We start from the raw sequence: 13922 nt of genomic DNA, 5'->3' as shown, positions 1-13922 counted from the left end.
GACTCGGCATTAATCTCCTGGGCTGTCTTTTGCTTCCGCCTCGGGAGGATCGCGTGTTGAGGTCGCTGCAGCACCTGGGTCGCTCGGCCGCCACGGTGGTTGTCGCCACAGCAGCGTTCATCACCGCGATGCCTCTGGCGACCGATGCGTCGGCGCAGTCGTCGAGACTCGCTGTTGCAGGCCCGTGGGAGGCTTATCGCACGGTGTCGAACCAGGGCGATCCGATGTGCGGGATATCCCAATTCAACAACAATCTCGGCATTCTTATAAAACATGCGCGAAACGATGAATCGATCCTGCTGGAATTGCTGAACCGCAACTGGCGGATCCCGGAGGGCGTCCATGCGCGCGTGTCCTTCATCATCGACGGGCGCACGGTCCTCAGCGCGCAGATGCGGCGGGCGTCGCGCTTCCAGGACGTGCTGATCCACGAATTCGATGCGCTCTCCGAGGGATTGGCCTTTGTCCGCCGCTTCGCGGATGGCTTGCACATGCGAGTGGTCTTCCACGAAGGGTCGGAAGGCTTCTGGACGGTCCCGTTAGGCGGCACGCGGCGGGTCACCGATGCGTTCATCAATTGCATGCTTCGACTCTATCCCCGCACCGACAGCCAGCCATTCGACACCACCGCGCCGCAACGGCCGGCTCCGCCAGCCCCGAGATCACAGCCGCACGATCCCCTCGCCGCCGGTCCGGGCCCGCTGAAAGGGCCTGCGCAATGACAGGAACAAGTCGCCGTTCAAGCGGCGACGCTTCGGTCGCTCTCCGCGCCGCCGGCTGACCTGCCACAATTTTACCTTGGACTGGCTGCTTGTTGCCGGTCTTGCGCCGCCTTACCTGCGCCGCCGGAAGATCCCGTGACATCCCGCAGCCCCGCCCTGACGGTCATCGTCCCCGCCTTCAACGAGGAGGAGGTGCTGCCCGAATTCCACCGCCGCCTGGCGGCGGTGATGGGGGGCATCGGCCTCGCCTGGGACGTCCTCTACGTCAATGACGGCTCGCGCGACCGCACGCTGGAGGTGATGCTCGCACTCCAGGCCGGCGACCCGCATGTCGCGGTGCTGAACCTCAGCCGCAACTTCGGCAAGGAGATCGCGATGACCGCCGGGCTGGACCACGCCCAGTCCAGCGAGGCGGTGGTGATCATCGACGCCGACCTGCAGGACCCGCCCGAGGTCATCCCGCGCCTGGTGGAAGCCTGGCGGCAGGGCTTCGACGTGGTCTACGCCCAGCGCAACACCCGCGCCGGAGAGACCATGCTGAAGCGCGCGACGGCGGCGATGTTCTACCGCCTGATGCAGAAGGTCGGCGGCAAGGTGACGATCCCGCCGGACACCGGCGACTTCCGGCTGATGAGCCGCCGCGCCGTGGACGCGCTGTTGCGCCTGCGCGAGCAGCACCGCTTCATGAAGGGCCTGTTTGCCTGGATCGGCTTCCCCTCCACGCCCGTGCGCTACGACCGCGCGCCGCGTGCGGCGGGCACCACCAAGTGGAACTACTGGAAGCTCTGGAACTTCTCGCTGGAGGGGATCACCTCCTTCACCGTCGCGCCGCTGAAGATCGCCACCTATGTCGGGCTGCTCACCGCGATCGGCGCCGTGCTCTACCTGGCGCAGCTGATCTTCCGCACGCTGGCCTACGGCAACCCGGTCGCCGGCTATCCCAGCCTGCTGGCGGTGGTGCTGTTCCTCGGCGGCGTACAGATGATGATGCTCGGCGTGATCGGCGAGTATCTCGGCCGCATCTTCAACGAGACGAAGGGCCGCCCGCTCTACCTGACGGAGCGCCACCTGCCGAGCCGACTGAACTGACATGGCCCGCGCGACCACCTGGCGCGGCGCCGCCCTCGCCGTCGCTCCCACGGGCTGGACCGTCGTGGCGAGCGCGCTTGGCGCGGTGCTGGTGGGGCTGCTGACCGTCGCGGTCTTCTTCGGTACCGGCATCCTGCCCCCCTCGCACACCGGCTGGATGCTGAGCGGCAATATCGGGCCGGACCCGGTGCAGTACTGGCTCGGCTGGACCTTCTTCCGGGACACGCCCTGGCACTGGCCGCCCGGCCTCAATCCCGGCTGGGGGATGGAGCTCTCCTCCTCGATCTTCTTCGCCGATTCGATCCCGCTGCTCGCCTTCGCCTTCAAGGCGCTGCGCGACATGATCGAGGTGCCGCAATACTGGGGGATGTGGATCTACGCCTGTGCCGCCCTGCAGGGCTTCATGGCGTGGCGCATCCTCGGCCTAGCCACAACGGACCCGCTGGCGCGGCTGGCGGGCGCCGCGCTCTTCGTGCTGCAGCCGGCGATGCTGGCGCGCATGGGCGGGCATTTCGCGCTCTCGGCGCATTTCCTGCTGCTGATCGGGCTGTGGCTCTGCCTGACGCAGGCGTCGCCGGCGCGGCGGCTCGCGCAATGGGCGGCGCTGTTCGGCGCGACGGCGCTGATCCATTCCTACTTCCTGCCGATGATCGGCGCCCTGTGGCTCGCCGACCTGCTCGGCCGCGCGGCCGATCCGGCGCGGCGCGCGCCGCGCTGGCTGCTGGCCGAGATCCCGCTGGCGCCCGGCACCGGCATCGCCGGTCTCTGGCTCGCCGGGTTCTTCATGCTCTCCGACGGCTTCGGCGGAAGCTGGGGCGGATACGGGCTGATGCAGCTCGATCTCCTCGCGTTGTTCGACCCGGGCAGCTGGGGCGTGTTCCTGCCCGACCTGCCGGGCGCGAGGCATCTGGAAGCCGGGCGTTCCTATCTCGGCCTTGGCGCGTTGCTGCTGCTGGCGATCGGCGCGATCGCCTGGCTGCGGCGGCCGTCGCCCGTGCTGCGCCGCCACTGGGCGTTGCTAGGTGCGATGCTCGGGCTGGCCGCCTTCGCCGTGACGCATCGCGTCTCGATCGGCGGCCGGGTCTTCGAGCTCTTCGCCATCCCGCCGGAGGTGCTGCGCTACGCGGATGCGTTGCGCGCCTCCGAGCGCTTCATCTGGCCGGTGATCTACGCGCTGCTGATCGCCGCGGTCTTCGCCCTGGTGCGCGGCATGGGCGGGCGGCGCGCCGGCTTCGTGCTGCTGCTGCTCGCCCTGGTCCAGGCGGCCGACCTGCGCGGCGGCGTGCAGTGGCTGCGGCCCTATTTCCCGCCGACCGAGGAGACGGTGCCGCTGCGCCTCTCCGATCCCTTCTGGGCCGAGGCGGCGGGCCGCTACGAGGCGATCCGCATCGTCCCCAACGGCAACCAGGCGCATTGGTGGGAGGAGGTGGCGGTCTTCGCCGCCACCATGGGTCTCGCCACGGACGCGGTCTATCTCGCGCGGCTCGACGACCGCCGCGTGGCCGCGCTGAACGCCGAGATGGCGCGCCGGCTGTCCGAAGGCGACTTCGAGCCCGGCACGCTCTACGTCCTGGCCGATGAGGGCGCGATCATCCTGGCGCGCGCCTCGGCCGATCCGGCGCGCGACCTGATCGGCTCCTTCAATGGCCTCACGGTGCTGGCGCCAGGCTGGTTCGTCGCGCCCGATGCGGTGCGTCGCGCCGGCGCCTGATCAGCCGCCGAGCGCGGCCTCCACGGCCTGCGCCACGGCGAACAGCCGCGCATCGCCCATCGTCTCGCCCATCAGCATGAAGCCGACCGGCGCCTCGCCGGCGCGATGGCAGGGCAGGCTGATGGCGCAGCGGTCGAGGAAATTGCCGACGGTGGTGTTGCGCAGCAGCAGCAGGTTGATGCGTCCATACTCCGCCTCCTCCTCCACCGCGGCGAGCGGCGGCGGCACCAGCGGGCAGGTCGGCATCACCACCGCATCGAAGGGCGCGGTCCGCGCTGCGATCGCCGCGATGATCCGCGCGCGCTCCTGGCCGAGCGCGATGTAGTCGGCGGCGGACATCGCCTCGCCCCGCAGGATGCGCGCCAGGATGCGCGGGTCGTAGGCGTCGCGCTTGCGGGCAACCAGGTGGCGATGCCAGGCCCAGGCCTCCGCGGCGGCGAAATTCGCCTTCGCCATCGCGGCGGGAATCTCCGCGAGCTCCGGCACCACCAGCTTCTCCACCCGCGCCCCGGCGGCCGAAAGGCGCGACAGCGCCCGCTCGAAGGCGGCGGTCACGCCGGCGTCCCAGTCGCCGGTGACGTAGCCCTGCAGCACGCCGAAGCGCAGCCCGGCCACCGGCATGGGCAGGCCGGGTGACCACGGCTCCTCGCCCGCCATCAGGCTGTCGAGCAGCGCGCAGCAGCCGACCGACCGTGCCAGAGGCCCCAGGCTGTCCAGCGTGAAGGAGAGCGGCAGCGTGCCGGTCAGCGGCACCCGGCGCGCGGTGGGCTTCCATCCGACGATCCCGCAGAGCGCCGCCGGGATGCGGCAGGATCCGCCGGTGTCGGAGCCGAGCCCGGCGAAGCCCATCCCATCCGCCGTCGCCACCGCCGCGCCCGAGGAGGAACCGCCGGGCAGCCGCCCGGTCGCACGGTCCCACGGGCTGCGCGGCGTGCCGTAATGCGGGTTCACGCCGAGGCCGGAGAAGGCGAACTCCGTCATGTTGGTGCGCCCGAGCACCACGAAGCCTGCGCGTTCCAGCCGCGCGACCGAGGTGGCCGTGGCGGCGGCCGGCGCCGCATCGGCCAGCGCGACGGACCCGCCGCGCGTGACGACGCCGGCCTGGTCGTAGAGGTCCTTGATGCTGATCGGGATGCCGGCCCAGGGGCTCGGCGCGCGGCCGGCGGCGCGCAGCGCATCCGCGGCATCCGCCGCGGCCCGCGCGGCGTCCGCCTGCACGGCGACGAAGGCGCGTGCGCCCTCGCCCGCAGGATCGGCGATGCGCGCGAGCGCCTCCTCCACCAGCGCGCGGGCGGTGGTGCGGCCGGCGGCGAGTTCCGCGGCGGCGGTGGCGATCGTGGGGAAGGTCATGCGCGGCACCTGGCTTGGTCGGCCGGATGCTGCGCGGCCGTCACGGCCTTCGCAAGACGGCGGTCAGCGAGCGGCCGAGGGCGGCGGGCCGAGGTCGTTGGCGGGCGGGTTGTCCAGGATCAGCTGCACCGCATGCGGATACAGCAGGAAGCCTACCGCCGAGGCCGGCACCAGCGGCACCTCGGTCACGTCGTCCGGCCTCGTTCCGCTCTCGCCGTCCATGGCATCCCTCGCGCAGGTGCCACCTTAGCGCCCGCAAGTGCCTTGCGTTCGCGGCTTGCGACGATTTGACAGACGCGGGCGCGCTGCACCTATGATGCGCGGGTAACCAGGCGGTTCGCCGCCGAAAGGGGAGAGCGTCCATGAAGCTCACGCGCGTGCTGAAGGCCGCGGCCATCGCCGCCGCCGCCCTGCTTCCATGGGCGCCGACGCCCGGCCAGGCGCAGGAATGGCGCGGCTGGAACATCCACGCCGCCGACTACCCCAACGGCCGCGGCATGGACCGCTTCGGCGAGCTGGTGATGCAGCGGACCAACAACCGCATCCGCATGCGCACCTATCACTCCGCGCAGCTCGGCCAGCAGGACGAGGCGATCCAGCAGATGCGGCTGGGCTCCATCGACTTCGCCAACTTCAACCTCTCTCCCTTCAACAACCTCGCCCCCTCCACCCAGGTGGTGACGCTGCCCTTCCTGTTCCGCAACGTGGAGCACATGCAGCGCGCCATCGACGGAGTGGCCGGCGAGGAGATCGCGAAGGACCTCGAGCAGATCGGCATCATCGCGCTGGCCTGGTACGACGCGGGCGCGCGCAGCCTCTACACCGTCCGCCCAGTGCGCACGCCGGCCGATGTGCGCGGCATGAAGATCCGCGTGCAGACCTCCGACCTCTGGATCGACCTGATGCGCGCCATGGGCGCCAACCCGACGCCGCTGCCCTTCGGCGAGGTCTTCACCTCCCTGCAGTCCGGCGTGATCGACGGCGCCGAGAACAACTGGCCGAGCTACGAGAGCACCCGCCACTTCGAGGTCGCGCGCTTCTACACCACCACCGAGCACTCCAACGTGCCGGAGGTGCTGGCCGTGGGCGTGCAGCGCTGGCGCCGCCTGAACGAGCAGGAGCGCAACATCCTGCGCGACGCGGCGCGCGAATCCGCGGCGTTCCAGCGGCAGCTCTGGGCGGAGCGCGAGCAGGTCTCCCGCCGCCGGGTCGAAGCCGCAGGCGTGACGGTGATCGAGATCACCGACCGCAGCCCCTGGGCGCAGCTGATGGAGCCCGTCTACCAGAAGTACACGGGCAACAATCCGCGCCTGTCCGGCATGGTGCAGCGCATCCGCGAGCTGCCGTAGCCTTCCGGCGCCGCTTCCCGTTCCCTCCCCCGCATGCGGGGGAGGGTCAGGGTGGGGGCAAGAGCATGCTGACGCGTCCTTTCGTCTGACCCCCATCACGTTCCCTTCCCGCAGGCTGCGAGGGAGAAGGTGCTGTGGGGAGGGAATCCCGCATGGCCCTCTTTTCCCGCGTCCTCGACGTCTTCTGCCGCCTCGTGATCATCGCGGCGGGCACCGCACTGGTCGGGCTGGTCGCGATGATGGGCTGGCTGGTCTTCGGCCGCTACGTGCTGAACGACACGCCCACCTGGGTGGAGCGCGCGGCCACCCTCTCCATCCTCTGCATCGCGCTGCCCGTCGCCGCCGTCGGCGTGCGGGAGCGGTTCCACCTCTCCGTCCTCGGCTTCCGCGAGGCGCTGCCGATCGGCGTGCAGCGCTGGATCGCGGTGGCCTGCGACACGCTGGTCGGCCTGTTCGGCTTCGCGATGATGGTCCACTCGAAGGAGCTGGTTGACATGGTGTGGACCTTCCGCATCCCGCTGCTCGGCATCAGCCAGGGCTGGACCTATGTGCCGCTCATGGTCTGCGGCGGCCTGATCACGCTCTTCGCCATCGAGCAGGTGCTGCTCGACATCCTCCGCAAGGAAGGCCCCGAGCAGCGCGGCATCAAGGCCGCCTTCCTGGAGTAGCGCTTCGTGGAATTCGGGCTGGTCCTGATCATCGCCGTCTTCGTCCTCGGCGTCGTCGCCGGCGTGCCGGTCGCCTTCACCCTGGGCATCGCCGCCCTTGCGGGCTTCCTGTGGGAGGGACTGAACCCCGCCGTCGCCTTCCAGCAGATGGCGTCGGGGATGAGCATCTTCTCGCTGCTGGCGATCCCCTTCTTCATCTTCGCGGGCGAGCTGATGCTGCATGGCGGCATCGCGCGGCGCCTCGTCGCGCTCGCCTCTGCCTGCGTCGGCTGGATGCGCGGCGGGCTCGGGATGGTGGATGTCTCCACCTCCATGCTGTTCGGCGGCATCTCGGGCTCGGCGGTGGCGGACACCTCCGCGACCGGCACCATCCTGATCCCGGCCATGAAGGCGAAGGGGTATGGCGTGGACTATGCGGTGAGCCTGACGGTCACCTCCTCCATCGCCGGCATCCTGATCCCGCCCAGCCACAACATGATCCTCTATTCGCTGGCCGCGGGCGGCGGCATCTCGGTCAGCGCGCTGTTCATCGCGGGCATCGTGCCGGGCCTGCTGATGTGCCTGTTCCTCGCGCTCGCCGCCTATGTCATGGCCGTGCGGCGCGGTTATCCGGCGGAGGGCTGGAAGGGCTTCCGGCAACTGGCCTGGACCTTCCTGGATGCGCTGCCGGGCCTGTTCACGGCCATCATCATCCTCGGCGGCGTGCTGTCGGGCATCTTCACCGTCACGGAGAGCGCCGCCTTCGGCACGATCTGGGCGCTCGCCGTGACCATCCTGGTCTATCGCGCGCTGTCCTGGGCCGACTTCAAGATCGCCGTCGCGGCCAGCGTCCGGACCTCCGCGGTGGTGTTCCTGCTGGTGGGCACCGCGACGGCCTTCGCCTATCTCCTCGCGCTCTATCGCCTGCCGGAGATCCTGACCGAGGGCATGCTGGCGATCAGCGACAATCCGGTGGTGATCCTGCTGCTGATCAATGTCTGCCTGCTGCTTCTGGGCGCGGTGATGGACATGGCGGCGCTGATCCTGATCACCACGCCGATCTTCCTGCCGGTCGTCACCGCCATCGGCGTGGACCCGGTGCAGTTCGGCATGGTGATGATGATGAATCTCGGCCTCGGCCTGACGACGCCGCCGGTCGGCGCCGTCCTGTTCGTCGGCTGCGCCATCGGGCGCATCCGCATCGAGGATGTGATGCGCACCATCTGGCCGTTCTGGGGCGCCATCCTCGTGGCGCTGGCGCTGACGACCTACGTGCCCGAGGTCTCCCTCACTTTGCCGCGCCTGCTGCTCGGCTATGGCGGCTGATGGGCGGCCTCACGCGCCGGGCCGGCCGCACGCGCCGCCTGGGCTCGCTGCGCGAGCCGCCTGCCGCGACAACGCTGATCGAAAGGACCTGACGATGCAGAAGAAGCCCGTCCTGCTCACCGGCGCCTCCGGCGCGCTCGGCCGCATGCTGGCGCGCGAGCTCGGCGCGGCCGGCTACACGCTGCGCCTGACCGACATCAGCCCCTTCCCCGACCCGCTGCCGGCTGGGGCAAAATTCGTCCGCGCCGACCTGAACGAGGCGCTGGCCATCGTCCGCCAGGCGGAGGGCTGCGGCACCATCCTGCATTTCGGCGGCAACGCCACCGAGCAGCCCTTCGAGACGATCATCGAGCCGAACATCCGCGGCCTCTATCACATCTACGAAGCCGCCCGCCGCGAAGGCGCGCGCCTGGTCTTCGCCAGCTCCAACCACACCATCGGCTTCCATGAGCGGCCGAAGGGGAACGAGGCGAAGCTCGACTTCGACTGCCAGTTCCGCCCGGACGGCTACTACGGCCTGTCCAAGGTGTACGGGGAGCTGATGGGCCGGCTCTACTGGGACAAGCACGGCGTCGAGAACGTCAATGTCCGCATCGGCTCCTGCACGCCGAAGCCGATGAACGCCCGCGCGCTGTCCACCTGGCTGTCCTACCCCGATCTCGCGCGCATGATGATCCGCTGCATCGAGGCGGAGCGCGTCGGCCACAGCGTGATCTGGGGCGCCTCCAACAACCCCGCGACCTTCTGGGGCAAGGACCACCGCGACCGCATCGGCTGGCAGCCGCAGGACAATGCCGAGGACTACCGGGCGGAGATCGAGGGCAAGGTCTCGGGCGACCCGGTGGAGGAGCGCTACCAGGGCGGCTTCTACACACCCATCGAGTATTCGCGGAAAGGCGGCTTCTCCCCCCGCGACGCGTTCGATCTTGATTGATGCCCTCAAACGGCGGGCGGCCGCTCCGCGGCCTTGCCTTCGCGCAGGCCGCGGTCGCATCGCGTGGCACGGTTGCTCGGTGCGCGGGCCGCTTCGCGGCCTCGGCCCGCCGCGGCAGGCCGCCTGTGGGCGTCGCCGATGATCCGGCTTGAAGCGGGTGATGCCACCGCGCTGATCCTGCCCGAACGCGGCGCGGCCTTCGCGCGGCTCGACCATGCGGGGCGCGCGCTGCTCGCGCCGCTGCCGGAAGGGGCGGAGCCCGGCCGCGGCTTCTTCGCCGCCTTCCTCATGGCGCCCTGGACCAACCGCCTCGATGGCGGGCGGATCGTCGTGGGCGGCGTGGAGCACCGCCTGCCGGTCAACCGGCCGGAGGAGGACACCGCGATCCACGGCTTCCTGCGCGACATGCCCTGGACGGTCACCGAAAGCCGAGCGGACTCCGCCGTGCTGGACTGCGCCTTCGACCGCCCGCCCTTCGCCGGCCGCGCGCGCATGGCGGTGCGGCTGCATCCCGACCACCTGGCGATGGACTTCGCGCTGACCAACGGCGCCGCCGCGCCCACGCCGATGGGTTTCGGCTGGCATCCCTACTTCGCCCGACGCCCTGGCACGCGCATCGCCTTCGCCGCGCGCACCGCCTTCGGCCGCGATGCGCGCAACCTGCCGATCGGGCCGCGCCCGAGTACCGGCCTCGTCGGCGATGCGGCGATGCTGGAAGGCCTCGACGGGCATTTCGCGGGCTGGGACGGCACGCTGCATCTGGACTGGTCGGATGGCCACGGGCTGACGCTGCGCGCGCGCGGCGCCTGGTCGTCCAACCTGCATCTCTTCGTGCCGCGCGGCGCGGACGCGGTCGCGGTGGAGCCGGTGACGCATGCGCCCGATGCGCCGAACCGTCCCGCCGCCGCCGCGCATGGCGCGATGCATGTGCTGCAGCCCGGTGCGACTCTCGACGCCTCACTGATGATTCATTGGCGCTGAACGGGACGGTCGCGGGAACAATCGCCGCGACGTGACGTTCGCCTTCGCAACCGCGCGCAACGCGTCGCGTGCGGCGCAGGGAGCGGATGCGCGGCGTCGCGCGAAGACAGCGAAGCGCAGAGCCGACAACGGGACGCGACAGGAGCATCAAGCGATGAGCGACGACCTCGAGCAGAACCGCACGCCACCGGAGGGCGAGGCGATGACCGAGCAGCCCGAGCAGGAGAAGCCGCGCCGCCGCGCGCCCGCACGACGCCGCGCCACGGGTGGCAGCGGCAAGGTGGTCGCCGGTCCCTCGGCGCGGAAGAGCGCGGGCACGCGCGGTGCGGCGGCGAAGAGCGGTCGCACCGCCGCGAAGACCGGCCGCAGCGCAGCCGGCACGCGCGGCAAGACCGCCGCCGGCGGCACGGCGAAGCGCGCAGGCACCGCGAAGCGCGCGACCGGCACGCGCGCCGCCGCCTCCCGCACGGGCACCGCGCGCAAGGCGACCGGCCGCACCGGCGCGGCGGCCAAGGGTCGCACCGCGAAGGCCGGCACCACGACGCGCGGCAAGGCCGGCACAGCCACGCGCGGCAAGGCCGCGACCGGCACACGCGCCAAGGCCGGCACCGCCTCTCGCGGCAAGACGGCCGGCGCCACGCGCGGGAAGGCCGCCAGCACCACGCGCGGCAAGTCCGCCACCACCACGCGCGGCAAGGCCGCCGGCACGAAGCGCGGCACCGCCGCCTCCGGCGCGCGCACCACGAAGGGCCGCACCGCCGCGAAGGGCACCGCGGCGAAGGCCAGCGCGAGCCGCACCACCAAGACCGCCTCGCGCGCCAATGGCGGCAAGACGGCGGCCTCCCGCACGCGCAAGCCGGCTGCGCCGCGGCGGGGCAGCACCGCGGCGAAGGGTGGGCGCGGCACAACGGGCCGCGGCGGCAGCCGCAGCCGGGCGCAGTGACGCGCTGACGGCGGCGGGGGCCGACGGCCCCCGCCCGCCGCCCCCCTCGCCAAGGGATCGCCGCCGGGCGACACTGCGCCCATGGAAACGGCGGTCGTGCTCGGCGGCGGGATCATGGGGCTCTCGGCGGCCTGGGCGCTGTCGCGCGCCGGCCTCGCGGTCCGCATCGTCGAACAGGATGAGGTGCCGAATCCCCGCGGCGCCTCGGTGGACGACCACCGCCTGATCCGCCACGCCTATGGCGCGCAGGCCGGCTACATGCGGATGGTGGACCCGGCCTACGCCGCCTGGGACCTGCTCTTCGCCGAGGCCGGCGAGCGCCCCTATGTGCAGACCGGCGTGCTCGCCCTTTCCCAGCATGCCGGCGGCTGGCTGGCCGAGAGCCGCGACGCGCTCGCCGCCGACGGTCGCGCGGCCGAGCCGCTGGATGCCGCTTCCGTCACCGCCGCCTATCCCTTCCTCCGCCCCGACGGCATCGCCGAAGCCTTCCGGCTGCAGCCCGGCGGCGTGCTGCTGGCGCGCCGGATCGTCGCGATGCTCGCCCGCCTGCTCGCCGCCCGCGGCGTCGTCATCGAGCGCGCCCGCGCCACCGGCTTCGACCCGGACCGGGCGACGCTGACCCTCGCGGACGGCAGCACCCGCGCCGGCGACCTGCTGGTGCTGGCCGCCGGACCCTGGAATCCGCGCTTCATCCCGGGCCTCGCCGCGCGGGTGCGCCCGACGCGCCAGGTGCTGGTGCGCCTCGCCCCGCCGCCCGATCTCGCCGAGGCCTGGGCGCGCGCGCCGATGCTGCTGGACCTGGCGGTGGATGGCGGCTTCTACGCCGTGCCGCCGGTGGCCGGCACGCCGCTCAAGATCGGCGACCACCGCTTCGCCCCGACCACCGACCCCGACGGCCCGCGCGAGGTCACGGAAGCGGAGGCCGAGGAGATCCTCGGCCTCGCGCGCCACCGCATCCGCGACCTGGAGCGCTACCGCGTGCTCGGCGCCGCCGCCTGCTGGTACGACGTGGAGCCGAACGAGCGCTTCATCCTGGAACGCGCCGGCTCGCGCGCCTTCGTCATGTCTGGCTTCTCCGGCCATGGCTTCAAGTTTGGCCCCGTGCTCGGGCTTGCGCTGGCGCGCGCCGCGCGCGATCCCGCCCTGGCCGGGGCGCTCGCCGCCTGGGCGGCCGGCGAGGCGCCGCCGGCCGAGGGCCTGCTCGACGATATCCGGGAACACGCCGCATGACGCGATCCACCGCTGCCGACGACCTGATCCTCGGGCTCACCCGCGTGGTGGACCTGCCCGGCCTGACCGCCGCTGCCGGCGCGCCGCTCGGCGCCGACGACATCGCCGCCGTGATCGGCGAGGCCGACCGCTTCTGCACCGAGGTCCTGGCCCCCGGCTGGCAATCCGCCGACCGCGAGGCCGCGCACTACGCCAATGGCCGCGTCACCGTGCCGGCGCAGTACCACGCCACGATGAAGGCCTGGATCGAGAGCGGCTGGCAGGGCGTCGCCGCGCCGGAGGCGCATGGTGGCCAGGGCCTGCCGCATGCGATCTGGACCGCGGTGAACGAGCTCGCCTCGGCCGCCGACATGGCCTTCTTCCTCGGCCCGATCCTGACGGCCGGCGCGATCGACTGCCTCGACCGCTTCGGCACCGAGGACCAGAAGGCGCGCTGGCTGCCGAAGCTCGTCACCGGCGAATGGCCGGGCACGATGAACCTGACCGAGCCGCAGGCGGGCTCCGACCTCGGCGCCATCCGCACCCGCGCCGAGCCGCTCGGCAACGGGCGCTACGCCATCCATGGCCAGAAGATCTACATCACCTGGGGCGAGCACGAGACCACCGACAACATCCTTCACCTGATCCTGGCGCGCCTGCCCGATGCCCCCGCCGGATCGCGCGGGATCAGCCTCTTCGCCGCGCAGCGGATCCTGGATGACGGCACGCCCAACGCGCTGCGCTGCGGCGGCATCGAGAAGAAGATGGGCATCCACGCCTCGCCCACCTGCGTCATGCTGTTCGAGGGCGCGGAGGCCGAGATGGTCGGCGAGCCCGGCCGCGGCCTGAACGCGATGTTCGCCATGATGAACGCGGCACGCCTCGCGGTGGGCGTGCAGGGCGTGGGCCAGGGCGCGCGCGCCCTGCAACTCGCCGAAGCCTATGCCGAGCAGCGCGTGCAGGGCGGGCGCCCGATCGCGCAGCACCCCGATGTCGCGCGCATGCTGAACGAGATGCGCGCGATCACCCTCGCAGGCCGGCTGCTGGCGCTGGAGGCCGCCGCCGCGCTGGATCGCCACCACCTGCTGCATGACGAGGCCGCGGCGACGCGCCTCGCGCTGCTCATCCCCATCGTGAAGTCCTGGTGCAGCGACCGCGGCGTGGACGTCGCCTCGCTCGGCATCCAGGTGCATGGCGGCATGGGCTTCGTGGAGGACACCGGCGCCGCGCAGGTGCTGCGCGACGCGCGCATCGCGCCGATCTACGAAGGCACCAACGGCATCCAGGCCATAGACCTGCTGGTGCGCAAGGTGGCGAAGGACGACGGCGCCGCGATGCGCGCGCTGCTCGCCGAGGTTGCGGCGACACCCGGCCTCGCCGCCGCCGCGTCCCGCCTGCAGGACGCGACGGCGACCATGCTCGCGCTGCAGGCGCGCGACGCCGATGCGGCGCAATCCCTCGCCGTGCCCTATCTCGAGGCCTGCGGCTGGACGCTCGGCGGCTGGATGCTGGTCCGCGCCGCGGCGGCCGCGCCCGATCGCGCGCCGCTCGCCGCCTTCTACCTGGCGCGCCTGCTGCCGCGCGCCACCGCGCGCTGCCTCGAGATCGAAGCTGCCCATGCGGGCATGGCTTCCGTCACGGCGCCGGCTGCGGCATGAGAT

At 71.8% G+C, this 13922-nt stretch carries 13 protein-coding genes; 11 read left to right on the top strand and 2 right to left on the bottom strand.

Annotation, left to right across the window (positions count from 1 at the left end):
- The first annotated feature begins 56 nt into the window (after positions 1 to 56).
- The 3 genes from DFH01_RS04335 to DFH01_RS04325 all read left to right on the top strand — a co-directional run bounded on the left by DFH01_RS04335 (position 57) and on the right by DFH01_RS04325 (position 3522).
- The gene (locus DFH01_RS04335) at positions 57 to 722 is read left to right on the top strand and encodes a hypothetical protein (RefSeq protein ID WP_146216992.1); all 666 of its coding nucleotides are present in this window, start codon (positions 57 to 59) and stop codon (positions 720 to 722) included.
- Positions 723 to 857: 135 nt separating this feature from the next.
- On the top strand, positions 858 to 1811 hold the full coding sequence (locus DFH01_RS04330; protein WP_109869134.1) for a glycosyltransferase family 2 protein: 954 nt from the start codon (positions 858 to 860) through the stop codon (positions 1809 to 1811).
- 1 nt (position 1812) lies between these two features.
- Positions 1813 to 3522: a DUF6311 domain-containing protein gene (locus DFH01_RS04325; protein ID WP_109869133.1), complete on the top strand. Its 1710-nt coding sequence runs from the start codon at positions 1813 to 1815 to the stop codon at positions 3520 to 3522.
- On the opposite strand, the gene DFH01_RS04320 is transcribed toward DFH01_RS04325, so the two are convergent.
- Positions 3523 to 4872: an amidase gene (locus tag DFH01_RS04320; RefSeq protein ID WP_109869132.1), complete on the bottom strand. Its 1350-nt coding sequence runs from the start codon at positions 4870 to 4872 to the stop codon at positions 3523 to 3525.
- A 63-nt stretch (positions 4873 to 4935) separates the two neighbouring features.
- A complete protein-coding gene (locus DFH01_RS28065; protein WP_158287612.1) occupies positions 4936 to 5094 on the bottom strand; it encodes a hypothetical protein in 159 nt (52 codons plus the stop codon).
- Between the two features lie 140 nt (positions 5095 to 5234).
- Here DFH01_RS28065 and DFH01_RS04315 point away from each other — a divergent pair, with 140 nt between their 5' ends.
- From DFH01_RS04315 to DFH01_RS04280, 8 genes are all read left to right on the top strand, one after another.
- Positions 5235 to 6221: a TRAP transporter substrate-binding protein gene (locus DFH01_RS04315; RefSeq protein WP_109869131.1), complete on the top strand. Its 987-nt coding sequence runs from the start codon at positions 5235 to 5237 to the stop codon at positions 6219 to 6221.
- 152 nt (positions 6222 to 6373) lie between these two features.
- Positions 6374 to 6889: a TRAP transporter small permease gene (locus DFH01_RS04310; protein WP_109869130.1), complete on the top strand. Its 516-nt coding sequence runs from the start codon at positions 6374 to 6376 to the stop codon at positions 6887 to 6889.
- Between the two features lie 6 nt (positions 6890 to 6895).
- Positions 6896 to 8194 (top strand): TRAP transporter large permease, encoded by a 1299-nt coding sequence (locus tag DFH01_RS04305; protein ID WP_109869129.1) that lies wholly within the window; start codon positions 6896 to 6898, stop codon positions 8192 to 8194.
- Positions 8195 to 8288: 94 nt separating this feature from the next.
- Positions 8289 to 9128, top strand: coding sequence for an NAD-dependent epimerase/dehydratase family protein (locus DFH01_RS04300; RefSeq protein ID WP_109869128.1), 840 nt, complete (start codon positions 8289 to 8291; stop codon positions 9126 to 9128).
- Between the two features lie 138 nt (positions 9129 to 9266).
- On the top strand, positions 9267 to 10109 hold the full coding sequence (locus DFH01_RS04295) for an aldose epimerase family protein (RefSeq protein ID WP_109869127.1): 843 nt from the start codon (positions 9267 to 9269) through the stop codon (positions 10107 to 10109).
- A 154-nt stretch (positions 10110 to 10263) separates the two neighbouring features.
- Positions 10264 to 11052 carry a TrbL/VirB6 family protein gene (locus tag DFH01_RS04290; RefSeq protein WP_109869126.1) on the top strand — a complete coding sequence of 263 codons (789 nt, stop codon included), beginning with the start codon at positions 10264 to 10266 and terminating at the stop codon, positions 11050 to 11052.
- A gap of 81 nt (positions 11053 to 11133) precedes the next feature.
- Positions 11134 to 12282, top strand: coding sequence for an FAD-dependent oxidoreductase (locus DFH01_RS04285; protein WP_109869125.1), 1149 nt, complete (start codon positions 11134 to 11136; stop codon positions 12280 to 12282).
- On the top strand, positions 12279 to 13919 hold the full coding sequence (locus DFH01_RS04280) for an acyl-CoA dehydrogenase family protein (RefSeq protein WP_109869124.1): 1641 nt from the start codon (positions 12279 to 12281) through the stop codon (positions 13917 to 13919). The genes DFH01_RS04285 and DFH01_RS04280 overlap by 4 nt, the downstream gene beginning before the upstream one ends.
- Positions 13920 to 13922: the final 3 nt, after the last annotated feature.

Origin of the sequence: Falsiroseomonas bella (genome assembly GCF_003173615.1) — a bacterium.
GTDB classification, from domain to species: domain Bacteria; phylum Pseudomonadota; class Alphaproteobacteria; order Acetobacterales; family Acetobacteraceae; genus Falsiroseomonas; species Falsiroseomonas bella.
This window is presented reverse-complemented; position numbering and strand designations above follow the sequence as displayed.